Below are 22055 nucleotides of genomic sequence, written 5' to 3'. Positions count from 1 at the left end.
GTAGGACATGACTCCCACGGAACTCGCCCCCGCCTTCTTCGCCGCCGCCGTGGTGATCCTGCTCACCTGCCGGGTCGTCGTCCGGGTGGCGGGCCGGTTCGGCCAACCGCCGGTGGTCGGCGAGATGATCGCCGGGGTGCTGCTCGGACCGTCGCTGTTCGGCCTGGTGGCGCCCGGCGCCTCCGACGCCGTCTTCCCCGCGGAGCTGAAACCGGTGCTGTACGTGGCCGGGCAGATCGGCCTCGTCACGTTGATGTTCGCCGCGGGCCACGCCTTCCGCGCGCACGCGGGACGCGGGCTGGCCGGGACCGCCGTCGCCGTCTCCTCGGCGGGTGTCCTGCTGCCGCTGCTGTTCGGCGTGGGCCTGACCGTCTTCGCGCACGGACACGTGCCGATCTACGTCGACGGCGTGTCGGTCACGGTGACCGCCGCGTTCGTCGGCGTCGCCCTCGCCATCACCGCGTTCCCGATGCTCGCCCGGATCATCACCGAACGGGGGCTGGCCGGGACCCGGTTCGGCTCCCTGTCCCTGGCCTCGGGCGCCACCGACGACGTGGTCGCCTGGATCATGCTCGCCGGGGTGCTGAGCGCGGCCTCGGGCGAACCGGGGCCCGTGGTCAAGGCGGTCGGCGGGTCGCTGCTGTTCCTGGCGCTGCTGCTCCTCGTCGGGCGGCGGCTGCTCGCCTGGGCCATGGAGCGGCCGGGCCTGGACCCCGACACGCGGCTGCTGGTGACGGTCGCCGTGCTGTTCGGCGCGGCCTGGTTCACCGACGTCATCGAGCTGTACGCGGTGTTCGGCGCGTTCTGCGTCGGCATGGCCATGCCCGGCGGCGAGGAGTCCGAACGGGTCGTACGCGCCACCCAGTCCGTGACGCAGGTGGTGTTCGTGCCGATGTTCTTCACGTACTCGGGGCTGAACACCGAGTTCGACGTCTTCGGCGACCCCGCGGTGCTGGCGTTCGGCGCCGGGGCGGTCGTGCTGGCGGTCGTCGGGAAGTTCGGCGGCTGCTGGGCGGCGGCCCGGCTGCGCGGCGAACGGCCCGACGTGGCGGTCCGGGTCGGCGCCCTGATGAACGCCCGCGGACTGATGCAGCTCATCGCCCTCAACATCGGCCTCACCGCCGGGATCGTCAACCAGGCGCTGTTCACCGTCCTGGTGCTCGTCGCCCTCGTCACCACCGTGATGACGGTCCCGGTCCTCAACTGGCTGGACCGGCGCGAGGCCGCGTTCCGCGGTTCCGCCGGACAGCACGACGCCAAGGAGGCGGTCCCGACATGAGGCTCACCGGAGCGGAGGCGCTCGTCGCGCAGCTGCGGCGGGAGGGCGTACGGCACGTGTTCGGCGTGCCCGGCGTGCAACTCGACCACGTACTGGACGCGTTGGCTCGTACGACCGGCGACCCGGACCCGATCACGTACCTCGCCGCCCGGCACGAGCAGGGCGCCGCCCACATGGCGGAGGCGTACTCCCGTACGAGCGACCGGCCCGGCGTCTGCCTCGTCGTCCCCGGGCCGGGCGTGCTCAACGCGCTGCCCGCCGTGGCCACCGGCTACGCCTGCTCGTCCCCGATGCTGTGCGTGGCCGCCGACATCCCCTCGCACCTGGCCGGGCGCGGGCTGGGCATGCTGCACGAACTCCCGGACCAGGACGGGACGTTGGCCTCGGTCACCAAGTGGTCCGGCCGCGCCGCCGACCCCGGCGGCATCCCGGGCCTCGTCCACCGGGCCGTACGGGAGTCGCGGCGCGGGCGTCCACGGCCCGTCGCGCTGACCGTGCCGGCGGACGTACTGGCCGCGAAGGCGGACGTGGCACCGGAACCGGGCCGTGACACCGGCACGGGTAGGGGCACCGACGCGGGCGCGGAGGAGCGGGCCGCCGCCGTCGCGGAGATCGCCGCCGTGCTCGCATCGGCGCGGCGGCCCCTGCTGTACGCGGGCGGCGGCGTGCTGGCGGCCCGCGCGGGCGACGCGCTCACCGATCTGGCCGAGGCGCTGGCCGCACCGGTGGTCACGAGCCGCAACGCCGGCGGCGCGATCCCCGCCGCCCACCCGCTGGCGTACCCGGCCCTGGCCGCACCCACCCTGCTGCCGCGGGCGGACGTGGTGCTGGTCGTCGGCAGCCGCTTCGTGTCACCGCGCGGTACGGCGCTGCCCACCGCGCCGGACGCGGCCGTACTGCTCGTGAACGCCGATCCCGCCGACCTCGGCGCGCCCCGTGCCGCGCGACTGACCCTGTGCGCCGACGCCGGGGTGGCGCTGGCGGAGATCCGCGCCGCCCTGCCGGACGCGCCCGCGCGGGACGGGGACGGCGCGGCCGGTACGGACCCGGGGTGGCGGCCCGAGGACCTCGCCGCCGTACGGGCCCGCTGCGCGGAGCGCGTACGCGGCGTCGAACCGCAGTGGGGCTGGGTACGGGCGCTGCGCGAGGCGATCCCGGACGACGGCTTCCTCGTCAACGAGCTGACGCAGGTGGGCTATCTGGCCTCCGTCGGCTACCCCGTACACCGCCCCGGCACCTTCCTCACCCCCGGCTACCAGGGCACCCTCGGCTACGGCTACCCCTCCGCCCTCGGCGTGAAGGTCGCCCACCCCGACCGCGTCGTGGTCTCCCTCAACGGCGACGGCGGCTTCGGCTGGAACATGCAGGAACTCGCCACCGCCCGGCGGTACGACATCGGGGTCACGGCCGTCGTCTTCAACGACAGCGCGTACGGCAACGTACGACGCATCCAGGCCGACGAGTTCGAGGGCCGCTTCCTCGGCAGCGACCTGTCCCCGGTCGACTTCGTCCGGCTCGCGGAGTCGTTCGGCGTCCCCGGCGTCCGCGCCCGCACCCCGGACCACCTCGCGGGCGCGTTGCGGGACGCCGCCGGGGAGCGGGGACCGTCACTGATCGAGGTCCCCGTCGGGGAGATGCCCAGTGTCTGGCCCCTGCTCCTGGGCGGCGACCCGGGCTCCGTACGGACCTGATCGGTTTCCGGGCGGCCCTCCCCGGGGCTCGCGTACGAGGCCCGCGCCCGTGACGCGCACGGCGGACGCGCGTCGTTCCGCGACCGGCTTGTTCGCGACCTACCGGAGGGATGTGCGCGTCCCTAGCCTGGTGCGCCGGGATGGGAACCGTCGGGGGAGGAACGCCATGTCGGTGTGTCCGAAGTGCGGCCGCGAGGAGGCCGCGTTCGGTGGGTGGAAGTGCGGTTACTGCGCGGGCCGCGAGCTGGGCGACGCGTACCACGCGGGCGGTATGCCGGAGGTCGAGCGCGTCGCCGAGCAGAAGCGCTCCGGCGGGGGCGGGGGCAGCGGCTGCCTGCTGGCGCTCTTCACCGGCGGCGCGTTGACGGCCGCGGCGGGGATGGCGACGGAAGTGGCGCGGCACTGGGGCTGACGCCGTTCCCCGCCTCCTCGCCGCGGACCGCCGCCAGGCACTGGTCGTACAGGTCCAGGATGTCGCCCCGCCCGTCGTTCTCGACCCAGGTCGCGGACGCGGCGTCGAAGCAGGCGAAGGACGTCGCGACGACGGCGCGGGCCCGCGCCCGGTCCGCGCGCGAGGAACCGAGTCGGGCTTCGACCAGGGGCAGCAACTCCTCCTGGCAGCGTACGCGTTTGCCCAGGTAGCCCGCGCGCAACGAGTCGGTGCGGTGCACCAGACGGAACCGCTGCAACGCGTCCTCGGGACTCTCGTGCAGCGACAGTGCGCTCTCGAAGGCCGCGCGCAACGCGCTCCACGCGTCGCCCTCCCCGGCGTGTGCGCGGACGGTCTCCGTCATGAGGGTCACGAACTCCTCCTGGTTGCCGCCGAGGAGGTCCTCCTTCGTACCGAAGTAGCGGAAGAGGGTGCGTTGGGAGACACCGGCCTCGCGGGCGATCTGCGCGATGGTCGTGGCCTCGTACCCCTGCTCGTCGAACAGGCGCAACGCCGTTCGCAGGATCTCCTGAACGGCCAGCTGCCGCGTGCGGTCCCACAGCGTGGGTGCCGCCGTCCTCTTGCCCGCCGTCGCCCTGTCCGGCGTCCCCTGCTCGGCCGGTGTCCCCTGCGTCATGCCCCCAGCCTAGCGTGGCCTGCCATACTGGCAGCACATGCATGCTTGGCAGTCACTGCCAGGTAGGCGTAGGTTGCCACTCAGGTCGCCGACGAAGGTCGACAGGCGGATCACCAGCGAGGAGAACGAGCCGTGCCAGCGAAGACAGCACTCATCACCGGCGGAACCAGCGGGATCGGCAAGGCCACCGCGGAACTGCTCCACTCACGCGGCCACCGCGTCATGGTCACCGGCCGCGACGGCGTCGACCAGGCCGACCTGCCACCGGACGTCGTCGCCGTACGTGCCGACGCCGCCTCGCTCGCCGACATCGAACGGGCCGTGGAGCACGCCCGCGCACACCTCGGCTCGCTCGACCTGCTCCACCTCAACGCGGGCGTCTCCCGGCCCGGCCCGATCGCGTCCGTCGACGAAGCCGCCTTCGACGCCCTCTTCGACATCAACGTCAAGGGCACCTTCTTCACCCTCCAGAAAGCCCTTCCCCTGCTCAACGAGGGCGCGTCCGTGGTGTTCACGGTCGGCGCGGGCGGCGACGGGCTGGGGGCCGCCATGACGGCCGCCAAGGGCGCGCTGCTGCCGATGATGCGAGCCGCCGCCCTCGAACTCGCCCCCCGCCGCATCCGCGTCAACGCGGTGAGCCCCGGACTGATCGACACCCCGGCGTACGGCAGGTTGGGCATCTCCGCGGAAGCGGTCGCCGCCTGGGGCGCGGACGTCCCCCTGGGCCGGGCCGGAGCGGCCGCCGACGTGGCCGAGGCGGTCGCCTTCCTCGCGTCCGAAGGCTCCGCGTACATCACCGGCGACGACCTGCTCGTCTCCGGCGGCCTCGGCCTGAACTCCCGCGCCGCGTAACGGACTTCCCGACGAAGAGAGGCACCACAGTGAAGGCACCACACGCGGAGATCATCGACGCGCACCTGCATCTGCCGAGCCCGCGGAACCCGTGGGAGCACGGCGAGGAGTCCTTCGCGGACCTTCAAACCGAGCTGCTGCTGGCGCAGTTGGACGCCGCGGGTGTCGACGCGGCCGTCCTGATGAGCGAAGCCCACTGCGCCCCCGCCGCGCGCTGCCGGGCCGCGGTCGCCCGGCACCCGGACCGTCTGGCGACGGTGCTCGACTACGACGAGATCGCGGCCGGAGCGGCCGAGTCGTCGACCGCCGGGCCCTCGGCCTCCGACCCCGGAGCGGCGGGGCTGGTGGCACGCGTCGCGGAGCAACCCGGCGTACTGGGGCTGCGCCTCACCACGGCGTGGCCGCCCGACAACATCGAGCGGCTGCGGTCCGGGGCGTACGAGGACATGCTGGACGCCGCGGAGACCCACGGCGTACCGGTGTGCTTCCTGGGCCCGGGACACCTCCCCGACCTGGCCGCGGTGGCGCGGGCGCACCCGTCCCTCCCCCTCGTCGTCGACCACTTCGGGCTCCACCAGCCGCCCTACATGCCCGCCGACGACCCGCCGTGGCACGACCTCGGGGAACTCCTGAAGCTCGCGGAACTCCCGAACGTCTCCGTCAAGCTGTCGGGCGCGCCCACCCTGTCGACCGCGCCGTACCCGTACCCGGACCTCCGGCCCCCGCTGGAACGGGTGCTCGACGCGTTCGGCGTCGGCCGGTGCATGTGGGCGACGGACCAGCACCGCGTCTTCGGCCGTCTCCACGGCTTTCCGGAGGTGCCGAGGTACCCCGGCTACCACTCGTACGCCCAGGGGCTCCACTACCTGCTCGACCACGTGGAGCTCTCCCCGTCGGAGAGGACCGCGCTGTTCGGCGGCACGGCGCGGCGGGTCCTGGGGTGGACGGACAGACACCGGGGCACCGGCACGACCGACGACCCGGCAACGGGCTGAGCGCCCCGGCCGGGGGCGGCTCGGGCCGGACGGTGGGCGGCGGAGGGGTACGCGCGGTCGCCGTAGTGACCGCGAAGAGCAGATCGGGGCCCTTGTCGAATCCCGGGCACGACGGCTGGCCGGTTTCGCCCGCTTTCGCGTCGATCGGCCGTCCGGCTAGCGTGCAGGTTCCGGTCGACCTCGGGAGGCAGGACGTGGACCCGGCACGACGCAGTGTTCTCAGCGCGGGCCTGTTCTCCGTCGCGGTGACCGTTCCCGGCTGGCCGGACGTGGTGGGGCGCATGGAGGCCGCGCAGACCGGCATCACACGCCGGGTCGGGACGGCCGAGGTGGACATGGTCGTCGCCATGACGGAGCGCGTGTCCGAACTGGACGACCAGTTCGGGGGCCGTCACGCCCGGCCGATGGCGGCGGCCTTCCTCGTGAACACGGTGGCCCCGTACCTCCGGGCCGACGCCACCGAGCACGTCCGCAAGGCGATGATGTCGGCCGCCTCCGACCTGTGCTACCTCACCGGCTACATGGCCGTGGACGAGGGAGTGCACGGCTTGGCCCAGCGGTACTACCTCAAAGCGCTGGAACTGGCCGGGGCCTCCGAGGACCACCTCACGTACTGCACGACGCTGCGGGGCATGAGCGTGCAAGCCGTGGACCTGCGGCACGGGAAGGTCGCCATGCGCCTCGCCGACGCCGCCGCGGCGGCCTCGCCGCAGGCGGGTCCCCGTATGCGCGCCTTCCTCGCCGGTCAACAGGCCCACGCCGCAGCCCAGATCGGCGAGCGGCGGGCCGCCCTCGCCCACCTGAGGGGCGCGGAGCACGCGATGGAACGCGCGGAGTCACGCGGCAGGGTGTTCGGCTCGTACGATCCGGCCTCGCTCAGCTACCACACGAGCCAGGTGCGTTTCGAACTGGGCGACACGCACGGCGCGGTGGCGGCGATGCAGGAGTCCGACCGGCAGCGGTACGGCATCTACCGGCGCACCCGCGTGAAGGAGCGCACGATCCTCGCGGAACGGCAACTCGCCGTCGGGCACCTGGAGGCCGCGTGCGAGACCTGGCACGCGGCCCTGGACGACTACCCGATGGTCCAGTCCGGGCGGGTCGACGCACGGATCGCGGGCATGTGCGGGCACATCCGCCCGTACCTCAAGAACCAGGCCGCCCGTGGCCTGTACGAGCGCGCACGCGTCGTCGCTCCCGCCGTCGTGGCGGTCTGACGCGAGCGGGGCCGCGAGATCGCGGCCCCGGGGCGGGGCGGGGCGGGTGCGGGGTGCGGGTGCGGGGATCAGCGGCGGCGGTTGCGGATCGACACGTACAGGACGATCAGCATGATCAGTGCGGCGATGACGAAGAGCTTCATCGGGAACGGGCTCCTTGCGTGCTGCGGACGGTACGTGGACGGCGGGGGCGTGATGCTCCGTTTTGCGCCGGTGGAGGGGGAGTTGGGGAGAAGAAGGTCTCCCGTGCGGGGTTCGGGACGGCGCCCCGTGGGGAAGCCGTGTGCCATGCGTGTCCCGCGTGGTGCGGGTGCGCGTGGCGTGACGTTCGAGAGGCACGGATGCCCTTCGGGGCCTCCGGCAAACCCACGCAGGTTCGGAGGTCGCACGATGGCGCAGGACGAGCAGGACGCCCGGCAGCAGCCCCAGGGGCAGCCCGACGGCGGCGGGGACGGGGACGCGTTCACGCCGGAGTTCTCCACCCCGGACTTCTCCGCGCCGGCTTTCGCGAGCCCCGAGTTCGAGAGTCACGGGTACGACAGCCCGGGGTTCGCCAGCCCCGGTTTCGCGAGTCCGAACACCCCGCACGGCCCGGCCCTGCGGACGGACGACCCGGCGCAGCTGCCCCCGTTGCCCGCCCCGGACACCGACATCGACCCGCATCGCGAACGCGGTCCCGGTTCCGAGCCGGGCTCGCCGTCCTGACGTACGGCTGACGGGCTCCGGGAACCCAGCGGAAACGCCCCCCGGAGCCCGCCGACCACCGCCCCGACCGTCCCGACCACCCCGCCGACCGCGCGTCGGCGGGGCGTTCGGCGTGACCGCAGCGTGACGGCCGTATGACGCAAAGGGGCCATGACGCACCCCGATCGTACGGAGAGTGACCAAGGCGACCATTGACAGGGTGAAAAGCTCGGTCCAATGATTGGCTCCGGCGGCCTTCACGAGGGGCCGTGCCACCCGCGCTCGGCCACCTCCTGAACCGACCGTCCACAGCACGCCGGAAGGGCCGCTCTTGTCGGCAACACGCACGCCCCGCACCCTTTCCCGTACGCCCTCGCCGGAGCCGCCCGGCCCCCGCGCCCTCCCCCCGCTGTCCTTCGGACAGCAGCGGTTGTGGACCCTGGCGCAGACGGAGGGCGAGGGGACGGCGTACAACGAGGCGATGGCGTTCTCCGTACGGGGCCCGCTGGACCGGGCGCTGCTCGCCCGCGCGCTGGACGCCGTGGCGGCCCGGCACGAGACCCTGCGCACGCGCTTCGTCACGGTGGACGGCGAGGCGCGGCAGGAGACCGTACCGGCGGACAGCGGGTTCGCGCTGGCGGTCGAGGACGTCTCGGCCGACCCCGACCCGGCGGCGCGGCTCGCGGACCGGCAGCGTGACGAGTGCGACATCCCGTTCGACCTGCGGCACGGGCCGTTGGCGCGGGGGCGGCTGCTGGTCCTGGCGCCCGAGCACCACGCGCTGCTGCTGACCCTGCACCACTCCGTCTTCGACGGCGGGTCCATGGAGGTCATGCTGGGCGAGGTGGGCGCCCTGTACGACGCGTACCGGGCGGAGACCGGGGCGGACGGCCCGCACGCCGACGGCGCGCACGCGGGCGGCGCCCGTACGGAGCCGCTGCCGCCGCTCCCCACGACGTTCGCCGCGCACTGCGCCCGGCAGCGGGCCTGGGCGGAGGGCCCGGAGGCCGCCGCGCAGGCGGCGTACTGGCGGGACCGCCTCGACGGCGCCCCCGCGCTGCTCGCCCTCCCCGCGGACCGGCCGCGACCGCCGCGGCAGAGCCACCGGGGCGGCCGGGTGCCCGTACGTCTCGACGCGGAGACCACGGCCGCGCTGCGGGCCGTCGCGCGCCGGGAGCGGTGCACGCTGTTCACGGCCGTACTGACCGGGTGGCACATCCTGCTGTCCCGGTTGTCCGGCGAGCCGGACACCGTCACGGGCATCCCGGTGGCGGGACGGCGCGGGCCCGAGGCGGCGCGGCTGATCGGCTTCTTCGTCAACTCCCTCGCCCACCGCGTCGACCTGTCCGGCGAGCCGACGGGCGCCGAGGCGCTGGGCCGGGTGCGGGCGTCGCTGCGCGGGGCGCTCGACCACCAGGACCTGCCGTTCGAGCGGGTGGTGGAGGCGGTGAACCCGCGCCGCAGCCTGGCGTACGGGCCGCTGTTCCAGACCATGCTCGCGTGGGGCACGACGCAGCAGGGCGCCCTACGGCTGCACGGGACCGAAGTGCAGCCGCTGCCCGTGGAGTTGGCGCCCGCGAAGTTCGACTACACGCTGTCCGTGCACGAGGAGGACGGCGGGGTGACGGGCCATCTCGACTACGCGCGGGACCTGTTCGACGCCGAGACCGTACGCGGGCACGCCCGCTGTCTGACGCGTGTGCTGCGGCAGTTGGCGGCGCACCCGGAACGCGCGGTCGCGGAGTACGACCTCCTGGACGACGACGAGCGGGAACGGCTGCGCGCGGCGGGCACCGGACGTACCACCGGACTCGCCGCCTCCCCCGGCCTGTTGGAGCGTCTCGCGCGGCAGGTACGGGAGCGGCCGGGGGCGGCGGCCGTGGTGGCGGACGGCGTACGACTGGACTACGCCGGGTTGGACCGGCGGTCCGACCGCCTGGCGCGTGCGCTGCTGGGTCGGGGCGTACGGCGCGGGGACGTCGTGGGGCTGCACTGCGGCCGTACGGTCGACCTGCTGGTCGGCGTCTGGGGCGTGCTGAAGGCGGGGGCGGCCTACCTGCCGCTGGACCCGGGGCAGCCGTACGGGCGGCTCGCGGTGATCGTCGAGGAGGCGACGCCCGCGCTGGTCCTCACCGACCGGGGCGAACGGACCGACCAAAGCGAACGGGCCGACGCCTGGCCGGAGTCGGCGGCGGTGCTGCCGTTGGCGGCCGTCGAGGCGGAGGCGGCGGACGGCGACGGCACGCCCGGGGTGGCGGTCGGGTCGTCCGACCTCGCGTACGTGATCTACACCTCCGGCTCGACCGGCCGCCCGAAGGGCGTCGCGGTCACCCACGGCAACGTTGTCAACCTCCTGGACAACTGGCTGCACCACTACGGCGCGACGCCCGACGAAGCCTCCTCCTGCTGGGCGAGCATCGGCTTCGACGCGTCCGTGCACGAACTCTTCGTACCGCTCACCACCGGGGCGGCGCTCCACCTCGTACCGGAGGAACTGCGCGGCTCCCCCGAGGAGTTGATGGCGTGGCTGCGCGCGCACGCGATCGTGCACGCGTGGCTGCCCGCGTCGTACGTCGCGTGGATCGACGAGGACTCGCGGGCGCGGCTGCGCGGCCTCGCGCTGCGGCAGCTCGCGACCGGCGCGGAGCCGCTGCCGGAACGGACGCTGCACCGGCTCCGGGAGGTCCTGCCGGACCTGCGGATCTGCTACGTCTACGGGCCGACCGAGACCACCGTCTACAGCATCACGTACAACGAACCGCGCGACCTCGACCGGCGGGCGCCCATCGGCCGCCCCGTCGACAACACGCGCATCCACCTGCTCGACGGGCGGCGGCGGCCGGTGCCGCCCGGCGTGACCGGCGAGGTGTACATCGGCGGGGCCGGGGTGGCCCGCGGCTACCTGAACCGGCCCGACCTGACCGAGGAACGCTTCCTGCCAGAGGCGGACCTGTTCGCCGACGGGCCGGGCCCGGACGGAGCGGCGAACCGAGCCCCGCACCCGGACGCCCGCGTCTACCGCACCGGCGACCTGGCACGCCTGCTCCCGGACGGCAACTACGAGTTCGTGGGCCGCGCCGACGACCAGGTCAAACTGCGCGGCTTCCGCATCGAGCCGGGCGAGGTGGCGGCGGCCCTACGGGAGCTGCCCGGCGTCACCGAGGCCGCCGTGCTCGCGGACCGGGGACCGGCGGGCGACACCGTGCTGGTCGCGGGGGTGGGCCGCGACGGGCCGCCGCTCGCGCACCACGAGTGGCGGGCGGCGCTGGCGGACCGGCTGCCGGACCACATGATCCCGGCGCGGTTCGCGGAGTTCGCGCGGCTGCCGTTGAACCGCAGCGGCAAGCTGGACCGCGCGGCGCTGCTGGAACGGGCCCGCGCCGCGCTGCCCGCGCAGGTCAACACGCAGGCGCCGCGCGACCACGTGGAGATGGCGCTGTACCGGATCTGGCGGCAGGTGCTGGTGCACCCCGGCATCGGCATCACCGACGACTTCTTCGCCGTCGGCGGCACCTCCCTCTCCGCCATCAAGGTCGCGCACCTCGTCCGCGAACAGCTCGGCCACGAGCTGCCCATCCGGGAGGTGTTGGAGCACCCCACCATCGAACGGCTCGCCGCCCGCGTCCGTACGGGCGTGCCGACCGGCGACGACTCGCTGATCGAGTTCCGGGCGGGCGACGGCGGCGGTGCCGGGCGCGTGGTGTGCGTCCATCCGGCGGGCGGTACGGCCTTCTGCTACCTGCCGTTGGCGACGGCTCTCCCCGACCGCTTCGCGGTGCAGGGCGTGCAGGCGCCGGGCCTCAACGCCGGTGAGGAGCCGTTGACTTCAGTGGAGGCGATGGCGGAACGCTATCTGGCGCTCGTACGCGCCGACCCCGACGAGAGCCTGGTGCTGTGCGGGCTGTCGTACGGCGGGCTCGTCGCGCACGAGATGGGCCGTCTGCTGGCGGCGCGCGGGCACCGGCGGGTCGCCGTGCTGCTGCTGGACACGCACGCGACGGACGACGAGGCGAAGCGGGCGGCGTTCGCGCCGGTGGAGGCGGCGGAGTTCCGGGACAAGCTGGTGCGCTTCAACGGCATGTACCCGGGCATCGACGACGCGCAGATCGACCGGTACTTCCACACGTACAACCGGAACCGGGCCGCCGCCCGCGACCACACCCCCCGTACGTCGGACGCGCCGCTGCTCCTCGTCCAGGCCGACGCCGACGCGGCGGACCCGGCGGAGGCCGCCGCCGCGGAGGAGGAGCAGCGCGGCTTCTGGCACGCGCGGGCCGGTGCCGGGCTGCGCGTCGAGCGGGTGGACGGCGGCCACTGGGACGTGCTGGAGGGCGAACGGGTTCCCCGTATCGCCGAGTTGATCACCGAGGAACTCGCCCGGCTCGGCACCCCGACCGCGACGGCCACCACGACGCCCGAGGCATGATGCGCACTCCCGCCACCCCCGTACCGTCCACGCCGTCCGTCCCGGCCACCGCGCCCGGTCTCGCCCGCGCCGTGTACGAGCAGTCCCGACGTACGCCGCACGCGCCCGCCGTCCGCGACGGCGCCCGTACGCTCGACCACGCCGCCCTCGACGCCACCGCCGCGCGCGTCGCCGCCGCGCTGGCGGCGCGCGGGGTGCGGCACGGGGACGCCGTGGCCGTGGGGCTGCCGCGTTCCTGGCAGCTGGTCTGCGTGCTGCTCGGGGTGCTGCGGCTCGGCGCCCGCGTCGTCCCGCTGGACGCGCAGAGCCCGCCGGACCGGCGGGACCACGTCCTCACCGACTCCGGCGCGGCGCTGCTCGTGCACACCGGGGAGGCGGCGCCGGACCAACTCCCGCCGGGGGTGGGGACGGTGGCGTCGGCGGCGCTGCTGACGGCGGACGAGGGTGAGGGCTCGGACGTGGACGGGCGTACGGGGGCGCCGCTGCCGCCGGTCACCGCGCCGGAGGTCTCGTTCCTCTTCTACACGTCCGGTACGACGGGCCGCCCCAAGGGCGTCGCCGTACGGGACGCGGGCGTGCTGCGGCTGGCCCGACCCGGCTACGTACGGCTGGAGCCCGGCGCGCGGTACGCCTGCCTCGCCAACCCGGCGTTCGACGCGCTGAGTTTCGAGGTGTGGGTGCCGCTGCTGACCGGCGGCTGCTGCGTCGTCGTGCCGGACGCCGACGTCCAGTCGCCGGAGCGGCTGGCGGAGACGCTGCTGCGGGAGCGGGTCGACACGGCGTTCGTGACGACGGCGCTGTTCGACGCGGTGGTGCGGGCCGTGCCCGCGTGCTTCGCGGGCCTCGGGCAGCTGCTCGTGGGCGGCGAACAGCTCAACAGCCGTGTGGTGCGCGCCTGGTACCGCCACAACGCCGACAGCCGCACGCAGCTCCACAACGTCTACGGGCCGACCGAGTGCACGACCTTCGCGCTCTGCCACCCCGTCCCGCGCGACTTCGACGCGCCGGTCGTGCCGATCGGGCGCCCGCTCCCGGAGACCGGCACCGCCCTCGTCGTCCCGGGCACCACGCGTACGGCGGCCCCCGGCGAGGTCGCCGAGCTGCTGCTGTCGGGGACGGGCGTCGCCGCCGGGTACGTCGACCTGCCGGAGGAGACCGCGCGGCGCTTCGTCCACCTCGCCGGGCCGGACGGTCGGCCCGTGCTCCACTACCGCACCGGGGACCTCGTACGGCGCGACGCGCAGGGCGACGTGACGTACGTCGGGCGCGTGGACCGGCAGGTGAAGGTGCGCGGATTCCGCGTCGAGCCGGGCGAGTTGGAGCAGCGGATACGTACCCACCCGGCGGTGCGGCAGGCGTACGTGTGCACGCGGCGCGCGGGCGGCGGTGGGAGTGACGACGGCGGGGAGGGGCCGAACGAGCTGCTGGCCTTCGTCGTCGTGGACCCGGGGCTGACCTGGGAGGAGTTCGACGGGCACCTGGGAGCCGTACTGCCCGCCTACATGCGTCCGCACCGGCTGCACCGGCTGGAGGCGCTGCCGCTGACCGCCAACGGCAAGGTCGACCAGGCGGCGCTGCTGGCCCGTACGGACCCGCCCTGGCGGCCGGACGACGACGGGCGACGGCACGGGGCGACGGCCGACGGGGACGGCGCCGTACTGGCCGAGGTGCTGGAACTGGCCGCCCGCGTACTGGAGTTGCCCGACCCGCGACCGGGCGACACCTGGGTCGCGTGCGGCGGCGACTCGTTGAAGGCGCTGCGGCTGCGCTTCGAGATCCGGCGCCGCTGGGGTCGCGACCTGCCGCAGAGCGCCGTACTCGACGGCGACCTCGCCGCGCTGGCCGCCGCCGTCGAGGCGGCCGGGGACGACACCGGGCCCGCGTACCCGGCCGTGACCGCGGCGGGTGCGCGCAGCGCGCCCGCGACCGGCGAGCAGCAGCGCCTGTGGCTGATCCAGCAGCGTTCCCCGCACTCGCGCGCGTACGACGTGCGGCTGGCGTTCGCCCTCGACGGCGCGGTGGACCGTACGGCGCTGCGTACGGGGCTGCGGCTGCTGTGCGCGCGGCACCCGGCGCTGCGCACGGGCTTCGAGGCGTCGGCGGACGGGCTGCTCCAGGTGGTGGGCGAGGCGTACGACCCGTGGGTGGAGCCCGACGGCGCGGCGGAAGCGGGCTCGGGCGCGGCGGAGGACGCGTTCTTCGCGGAGCCGTTCGACCTGGCGCGGCCCCGGATGCTGCGCGCGACGCTCCTCCCGACGGCGGCGGGCGGGACGCTGCTGCTGCATCTGCACCACGTCGCCGTGGACGGCTGGTCCCTGAACGTGCTGCTGCACGACCTGTCACGGGCGTACGCCGACGCGCTCAGCGCCGGGCACCCGGGAAACGCGGCGGGCCCCGAGGCCGAACAGGCCGCCGCGCCCACCCCGTTGGACTTCGCCGTCTGGCAGGAGGCGTGGCGGTCCGGCGCCGCCTACGCCGCGCAGCGCGACAAACTCCTCGCCCACCACGCCCGGTTGGCCGACACCACCGAGACCCCGGCCCTCCGCGCCGCCCACCCGGCGGCGGAGCCCGGTGCCGGGCTGCTGCACACGGAGCTGACCGGGCACGGGCGTGACGCCCTCGACCGGCTCTGCGCCGAACTGGGCCTGACACGCTTCCCGTTGCTGCTCGCCGTGTACGCGTGGGCGCTGTACGGGGTGACCGGCCGCACCCGGCTCCGGGTCGCGGCGCCCGTCGCCCAGCGGCCGGTGCGGGAGTTCGAGGACAGCGTCGGCATGTTCGCCAACACCGTGCTGCTCCCCCTCGCCGTGTCCCCGCTCGGCGCGCTGCGCGAACAGCTGCTGCTCCTGGCCCGCGACGCCCGTACGGTGCTGGAACGGCAGGACGTCGCGCTCGCCGACGTGCTGCACGGGCGGCCCGGGAAGGCGGGCGGCGGGCCGCCGTTCGACTTCCTCTTCGTGCTGGAGAACACCGACTTCGGCGCGCTGACGCTGCCCGGCTGCGTCACGTCGCCGCGGTGGCCGGTGCCCGCCGAGGCCAAGTGCCCCCTGACGCTGTCGGTGGTCGAACGGCCCGACGGGCTGGCGCTGTTGTGGGAGTACGCCCGGGAGCACTTCACCGAGGCGGAGGCGGCCGCCGCCGACGCGCTGTTCCGGCGGGGCCTGGCCGCGCTCACCGGAGACCCGACCGCGGACGCGACCCCGGCCGAGGTCGTCGCGGGGCACCGGCACGCGCTGCCCACGCCAGGTCGCGGCGCGGTGGGCGCGCCCGGCTGGAGCACCGTCGCGGAGGGCTTCGCCCGGCAGGTCGCCCGTACGCCCGCCGCTCCGGCGCTGATGACGGCCGAAGGGCCGGTCGACTACGGCACGTTGGACGGTATGGCCGAGGCGCTCGCCGCCGAGCTGCTGGCCACGTACGACGTGCCCGGCGGCGAACAGCCGTGCCACGTCGCGCTGTTCATGGAACCGTCCGCCGCGCACGTGGTGGCGCTGCTGGCCCTGGCCCGGCTCAACCTGACGGCCGTACCGCTCGACCCCTCGTACCCGCCCGCGCTGCTGCGGCAGATCCTGGACCGTACGGCACCGCTCTGCGTGCTGCTGCCGCCGGACGACGCGACGGCGAACGGGCCCGCGAACGGCGGCGGTTCGGCGTTCGACGCCGTGGACCCCGGCGGTGTGCCGCGCCTCACCGTCACCCTCTCCCCGGGCACCTCCGGTCCCGCCCGCGCGCCCGTCCCCCACGACGGCGCCCGGCCGCTCTACACCCTCTTCACCTCGGGCTCGACCGGGACGCCCAAGGGGGTACGGGTGTACGACCGGACACTGTGCAACCTGCTGCGGTGGCAGGAGAGTTCGGACGGGCCCGGCGGCGCGGCGGCGACGCAGCAGTTCTCGATGCTGTCGTTCGACGTGTCGTTCCAGGAGGTCTTCGGCACGCTGTGCGTGGGCGGCTGCCTGCACCTCGTGCGGCCCGGCTGGCGGCAGGACGTACCGGCGCTGCTGGAGCGGTTGGAGTCGGCCGGGATCGAGCGCCTGTACCTGCCGTTCGTGGCCCTCCAGATGCTCGCCGAACACGGCGCGCACCTGGGCCGCCACCCGTCCCGACTCCGCGAAGTGGTGACCGCCGGGGAGCAGTTGGTGTGCACCCCGGCCGTACGGCGCTGGTTCGCGGGCATGCCCGGCGCGCGGCTGTTCAACCACTACGGGCCGACGGAGACCCATGTCGTCAGCGGCCTGCGGCTCGACGGCGACCCCGCGCTCTGGCCGGACCGGCCCGCCATCGGCACGCCCGTCGACGGCGCGGTGCTGCACGTCGTGGACGAGGCGGGCCTGCCCGTACCGGCGGGCTGCCCCGGCGAGCTGCTCATCGGCGGCGTGATCGACACCCCCTGCTATCTGGAGGAGCCCGGGGCGGGCGGGCCGGAGAGCGCCGACGACGACGGCCTGAACGTCCGCCGCTTCACCCGACTCCCGTACGCCGAGGGGCTGTTCTACCGCAGCGGCGACCGCGCCGCGTTCGACACGGACGGGCTGCTGCACTTCCTCGGCCGCGCCGACGACCAACTCAAGGTCAGCGGCCACCGGTTGGAGCCCGGCCAGGTCGAGGCCGCGCTGCTGCGCCACCCGGCGGTCGTCGGGGCCGTCGTCGCCGTCGACGGGCGGGAGCTGGTGGCGTGCCTGCGCTGCCGCGACGACGCCGCGCCCACCCCCGCCGACCTGCGGCGACACCTGGCGGGGCTGCTGCCCGCGCACGTACGCGTCGACCGCTTCCGGCTGCTCGCGGAGCTGCCCCGTACGCCGAGCGGCAAGCTGGACCGCGAGGCGGCGCTGCGCGCCCCGGCGCGGGAACCGTACGCGGACGGCACCCCGGACCGTACGACTCACGGCGCGGGAGGGCGCGAACAGGCCCTGTCCGTAAGGGAGTCGGCGCTCGTCGCCGCGTTCGAGGAGGCGACGGGGTCACCCGTCGGCCCCGACGAGACGTACTTCGAGGCGGGCGCCTCCAGCCTCGACCTGATGCGCTTCCATCTGCGCCTCACCGCCGGGCTCGGGCTGCGGCTCACCGTCGCGGACCTCTTCGAGCACGTCACACCACGGCAGTTGGCGCGCCTCGTGGACGGGCAGGGCCCGGACGGCGCGGGTGACGCGGAGGGGACGGCCGGGGACACGGGCACGGAGACCGGCACCCGTACGGCGCACGGAGCGGGCCCGGCGGACGAGGCGACGGCCGTCGTCGGGATGGCCGTACGGGCGCCCGGCGCCCCCGACCTGGCCGCCTTCTGGGACCTGGTCACCACGGGCCGAAGCGGCATCGAGCACTTCGACGCGTCCCCGGGCCTGGTCGGCGCCCGCAGCCAGCTCGACGGCATGCTCGCCTTCGACCCCGGCCGCTTCGGGATCAGCCCGCAGGAGGCGCGGCTGATGGACCCGCAGCAGCGGCACCTGCTGATGACCTGCGTGGAGGCGCTCGCGCACGCGGGCGTCGGGGACACGGGCGCCGTGCGCGTCGGGCTGGTCGCGGGCGCGGGCGAGAACACGTACTTCCAGTCCATGCTGCGCGAGGGCGACCCCGCCGCGCTCCCCGACGGCTTCCAACTGGCGCTCCACCACGACAAGGACTTCCTCGCCACCAAGGCCGCGTACCACCTCGGGCTCACCGGCCCCGCCCTCACCACGCAGACGGCGTGCTCCAGTTCGCTGGTGGCGGTGCACCTCGCGGCGGACCTGCTGCGGCGCGGCGACGCCGACGTGATGCTCGCGGGCGGCGTCCTCGTCGACCCCACCCTGTCGGACGGCTACCGCTACCGCCCGCAGCACATCTTCTCCCCCGACGGCCGCTGCCGCCCCTTCAGCGACGACGCCGCCGGGACCGTCGGCGGCAGCGGCGCCGCCGTGCTCGTGCTGAAGCCGCTGTCCCGCGCGCGGCGCGACGGGGACACCGTCTACGCGGTGCTCACCGGGTCCGCCGTGAACAACGACGGTGCCGCGAAGCTCAGTTACAGCGCGCCGTCCGTCGCGGGCCAGCGCGCGGCGATCCGTACGGCGCTGCGCCGCAGCGGGCGTACGGGCGCGGACGTCGCGTACGTGGAGGCGCACGGCACCGGCACCCGGCTCGGCGACCCCGTCGAGGCGGACGCGCTGCGGCAGGCGCTCGGCACGACCGCGCCGGAGAGCTGCGCGCTCAGTTCCGTGAAGAGTCAGATCGGCCATCTGGGCGCCGCCGCCGGGGCGGTGGGCCTCGTGCGCGCGGTGCTCGCGGTGCACCACGGCGTCGTACCGCCGACCCCCGGCTTCCGCGCGTTCAACCCGGAGATCGGCCCCGACCCCGCGCCGTTCCACGTCCCGACGGAGGCCGCGCCCTGGCCGCCGGAACGGGAGCGGGTGGCCGCCGTGAGCAGCTTCGGCATCGGCGGCACGAACGCGCACGTGGTGCTGGAGGCGGGCACCACGGCGGACGCGGTGCCCACGACGGCGGTCGCCCCGGCGCACGCGGCGGCGGGCGCGGGTGCTGGTACGGGCGGCGTGCGGGTCGCCGGGGCCGTGCCGCTGCTCGTGCTGTCGGCCGCCGGTGAGCCCCAACTCCGGGCGGACGCCGCCCGGATCGCGGACTACCTGGAGCGCCGCCCCGACGCGTACGGGCAGGTCCTGCGCCACCTCCAGGCGGGCCGCGCGCACGGGCGGCTGCGCCGGGGCGCGGTCTGCCCCGACGCGCGGGCGGCCGTCGCCTGGCTCCGTACGGAGAACACGACCCGCGCCGAGGCGGACACGTCCGCGCCACCCGTACCCGCCGAGGGCCGGACCGCGGCGGACCTCGCCGGGGTGTGGCTGGCGGGTCGCGCGGTGGCGTGGCCGGAGGGCCCGGCGCAGGCGCCGTGGGACTTCCCGCCCCCGGCGTTCGACCTGACGGACCACGACTTCGCGCGGGCGGCCGCACGGTCGGCGGGGGCGGTACGGGACGCGGGGTCCGTACGGTCGGCGGGGGCGCCGGACACCGGGGTCGCGGTGCCGGAACGGCGGCCCGAGGCCGAGTGGCTGCACCAGCCGCAGTGGGTGCGGCTGCGCCGCGCCACCACCGCAGCGGGCGCGGGCACCGGCGTCGGCCCGACGCGCGCGGTGGTCCTGGTCACCGAGGGGCCCGCGGACCCGGCGCTGGCCGACGCGTTCGCCGCCACGGGCGGTCGCGTCGTACGGGTCGAGGGGGCGGAGGGCGCGGAGTTCGCCCGTACCGGCACCGACCGGTTCCGCGCGGACCCCGTGGACCCGGCCCAACTCCGCCTGGTGCTCGACGCGTTCGCCGGAGACACGCCCGGCAACGACGACAGCGACGGCGAAGGTACGGCGGCGCCCGACCGCGTCGACTGGGTGCACGCGCTGCCCCTCGCCCTCGACGGTCCCGTCTCCGCCGCCGTCCTCGACCGGGCGTCCCGCGCCTGCCTCGACACGCCCGCCGCGCTGGTACGGGCCGTGAGCGGCACCCCGTACGCGGCGCTGCTGCGGCCGTGGTGGCTGTCGTACGGGGCGCGGCCCGTGCTCGGCGGCGTCACCAGGCCGGAGGGCGCGCTGCTGGCCGGGGTCACGGAGGTCGCGCCGCAGGAGGGCGCGCCGTACGGGCACTGGGTGGACGTCGCCGTACCCGGGCCGGACGGCTGGGCGCGGCAGCTGGCCGCGCTGCTCGCCGGGGCCGAACGCGAGGCGCTGCCACGGCAGTTGGCGCTGCGCGGGGGCCACTGGTGGGAACAGGCCGTCCTCCCCGTCACGGACCCCGGGCCCGCCGCCGGGACCGGCGCCGTGTGGCCCGCCGACGCGCGCGGGGACCACGTGGTGCTCGGCGGTACCGGCGGGCTGGGCACCGCCCTCGCGGAGTGGCTGCTCACCCACACCGCCGGGCGCGTGCTGCTGCTGTCGCGCCGCCCGGAGCCGCCGGAGGCGCTGGCCCCCTGGGCCGACCGCGTGGACCTCGTCGCGGGCGACCTCGCGGACGAGCCGCTCGACGCGCTCGCCGCCCGGATCGCCGCCCGCGTCGCCGCGCGCCCGTACGGGCTGGCGTCCGTCGTGCACGCGGCGGGCACCGGCGCGGGCGGGCTGACCGCGCGCCGCGACGCCGCCGCCATGCGGCGGGCCCTCGCGCCGAAGCTGCGCGGGGCGCTGCTGGCGGAGCGGCTGATCGCGGAGCACGCGCCGTCGCTCGCCGTCTACTGCTCGTCCATGTCCGCCCACCTGGGCGGCGTCGGGCAGTTCGACTACGCCGCCGGGAACGCGCTCCTCGACGCCTTCGCCCACCACGACCCGGCGTACGACGCCCCGCCCAGCACGCCGTACGCCACCGGGTGCAGCGCCCCGTACGGCGACGGCACCGCGCGGCTCACCCTCGCGTGGGACGTGTGGCGGGAGACGGGCATGGCCGTACGGGCCCTGGGTGGCGACGCGCGGCACCAGGCGCACCTGTCGGTGGGGCTGACCGTCGCGGAGGGGCAGCGGGTCTTCGGCCGCGCGGTCGGGCTGGGGCTGCCGCACCTGCTGGTGTCGGCCACGGACGTGGCGGCGTCCCGCGTCTTCTACGCGGGCGCCGCACCCGCGCCGACCGGCCCCGCCCGTCCCGAACCGGAACCGCGAACGGAACCGGGAGCGGAACGAGGAGCGGAAGCGGGAGCGGAACGGCCCGCGCCGGAACGCTCCGCGTGGGAGCTGGTGACGGCGGAGCTGTGCGGATGGCTGGGCCTGGACGGGCTCGACCCGGACGCCTCGCTGTACGACATGGGGGCCGACTCCCTGCTGCTGCTCAGCCTGATCGACACGGTGGAGCAGCACCTCGGCGTCGAGCTCGACCTCGCCTCGCTCAGCCACCGCGTCAGCCTCAACGAGATCCTGGACCGCCTAGCCGACGCGGGCACGCCGGTCCCGCCCCCACCGGGAGCGGCGCCCGTACCCGTCGAGGTGTGGCAGGAGGGCACCGGCGACGACGTCCTGTGCCTGGTGCACCCGGTCGGCGGCGACGTGCAGGCGTACCGCGCGCTGGTGTCCGCGCTCGACCCGCGGCTGACCGTCGCCCTGATCGCGGACCCGGCGCTGCGCGACCCGGACCACCCGCGCTGGAGCATCGACGAACGGGCCCGGCACTATCTCGCCGCCCTGCACGCCCGGTTCCCCGGTACGGGGTGGCGCCACCACCTGGCCGGCTGGTCGTTCGGTGCGTGGGTGGCCGCGGGCATGGCGGCGGAGGCGGAGACCGCAGCCGCAGCCGCAGCCGCAGCCGCAGCGGGGAACGGAAACGGAACGGGAAGCGGAGCCGGGGCGTACGGCGGCCGGGTGCGGTCGCTGCACCTGCTGGACCCCCCGTCGCCGGGCAGCGGCGCGGTGTACCGGGAGTACGACGAGACCCAGCTGAAGACCCTGTTCGCCGCCGAGTTGGGCTCCGGCGACGGGAGCGGCGCGGGCGACGGGACGGACGGGAACGGTACGGGTGCGCGCGGACGCGCCTACGCGGACCGCCTCGCCCGCTGCTGCCTCGACAACCTCCGCAGCATGGACGGCCACCGGCTGCCCCGGATCACCACGACACCCACCCGGCTGTGGCTGGCCCGGGAGCCCGTCGAGGGCCTGCCCCCGCTCGGCCCACCGCGCGAGCGCCGCGCCCGCTGGCACGCCCACCTGCCGGACGGCGCGGGCACGGAGGTGCTCGGCACGACGCACTACGGGCTCGTCCGCCCGCCGTACGCCGCGACCGTCGCGGCGGACATCGAAGCGGCCGTCGCACGGTCGCGTCCGACCCCGGCGGCCCCCGGCCCGGAGACCGCCGCGCACCCGCGCCCCTGACCGGCCCCGCCCCTGACCGCCCCACCCCAAGC

At 75.5% G+C, this 22055-nt stretch carries 10 protein-coding genes; 9 read left to right on the top strand and 1 reads right to left on the bottom strand.

The window, feature by feature from the left end:
* Positions 1-7: 7 nt before the first annotated feature.
* The 3 genes from D7M15_RS23765 to D7M15_RS23755 all read left to right on the top strand — a co-directional run bounded on the left by D7M15_RS23765 (position 8) and on the right by D7M15_RS23755 (position 3382).
* Positions 8-1279: a cation:proton antiporter gene (locus D7M15_RS23765; RefSeq protein WP_121519371.1), complete on the top strand. Its 1272-nt coding sequence runs from the start codon at positions 8-10 to the stop codon at positions 1277-1279.
* Entirely contained in the window at positions 1276-2970 is a 1695-nt protein-coding gene (locus tag D7M15_RS23760) for a thiamine pyrophosphate-dependent enzyme (RefSeq protein WP_121519370.1), read from the top strand. The genes D7M15_RS23765 and D7M15_RS23760 overlap by 4 nt, the downstream gene beginning before the upstream one ends.
* Before the next feature lie 166 nt (positions 2971-3136).
* Complete coding sequence (locus D7M15_RS23755) at positions 3137-3382, top strand: hypothetical protein (protein ID WP_121519369.1); 246 nt, start codon at positions 3137-3139, stop codon at positions 3380-3382.
* Here D7M15_RS23755 and D7M15_RS23750 read toward each other — a convergent pair.
* Entirely contained in the window at positions 3318-4037 is a 720-nt protein-coding gene (locus tag D7M15_RS23750; protein ID WP_121519368.1) for a TetR/AcrR family transcriptional regulator, read from the bottom strand. The two genes, D7M15_RS23755 and D7M15_RS23750, sit on opposite strands and share 65 nt — an antisense overlap.
* Before the next feature lie 132 nt (positions 4038-4169).
* On the opposite strand from D7M15_RS23750, the gene D7M15_RS23745 reads away from it, so the two are divergent.
* The 6 genes from D7M15_RS23745 to D7M15_RS23715 all read left to right on the top strand — a co-directional run bounded on the left by D7M15_RS23745 (position 4170) and on the right by D7M15_RS23715 (position 22023).
* Positions 4170-4889, top strand: coding sequence for an SDR family oxidoreductase (locus tag D7M15_RS23745; protein ID WP_121519367.1), 720 nt, complete (start codon positions 4170-4172; stop codon positions 4887-4889).
* Between the two features lie 29 nt (positions 4890-4918).
* The gene (locus D7M15_RS23740) at positions 4919-5884 is read left to right on the top strand and encodes an amidohydrolase family protein (RefSeq protein WP_121519366.1); all 966 of its coding nucleotides are present in this window, start codon (positions 4919-4921) and stop codon (positions 5882-5884) included.
* Positions 5885-6045: 161 nt separating this feature from the next.
* Positions 6046-7101 carry a transcriptional regulator gene (locus tag D7M15_RS23735; RefSeq protein WP_121519365.1) on the top strand — a complete coding sequence of 352 codons (1056 nt, stop codon included), beginning with the start codon at positions 6046-6048 and terminating at the stop codon, positions 7099-7101.
* A 390-nt stretch (positions 7102-7491) separates the two neighbouring features.
* Positions 7492-7806 carry a hypothetical protein gene (locus D7M15_RS23725; protein ID WP_121519363.1) on the top strand — a complete coding sequence of 105 codons (315 nt, stop codon included), beginning with the start codon at positions 7492-7494 and terminating at the stop codon, positions 7804-7806.
* A gap of 310 nt (positions 7807-8116) precedes the next feature.
* Complete coding sequence (locus D7M15_RS23720; RefSeq protein WP_121519362.1) at positions 8117-12211, top strand: non-ribosomal peptide synthetase; 4095 nt, start codon at positions 8117-8119, stop codon at positions 12209-12211.
* The gene (locus D7M15_RS23715) at positions 12208-22023 is read left to right on the top strand and encodes an amino acid adenylation domain-containing protein (protein WP_346428824.1); all 9816 of its coding nucleotides are present in this window, start codon (positions 12208-12210) and stop codon (positions 22021-22023) included. Before D7M15_RS23720 ends, D7M15_RS23715 begins: the two co-directional genes overlap by 4 nt.
* Positions 22024-22055: the final 32 nt, after the last annotated feature.

This window comes from Streptomyces sp. Z26, assembly GCF_003665095.1.
Taxonomy (GTDB): domain Bacteria; phylum Actinomycetota; class Actinomycetes; order Streptomycetales; family Streptomycetaceae; genus Streptomyces; species Streptomyces phytohabitans.
This window is presented reverse-complemented; position numbering and strand designations above follow the sequence as displayed.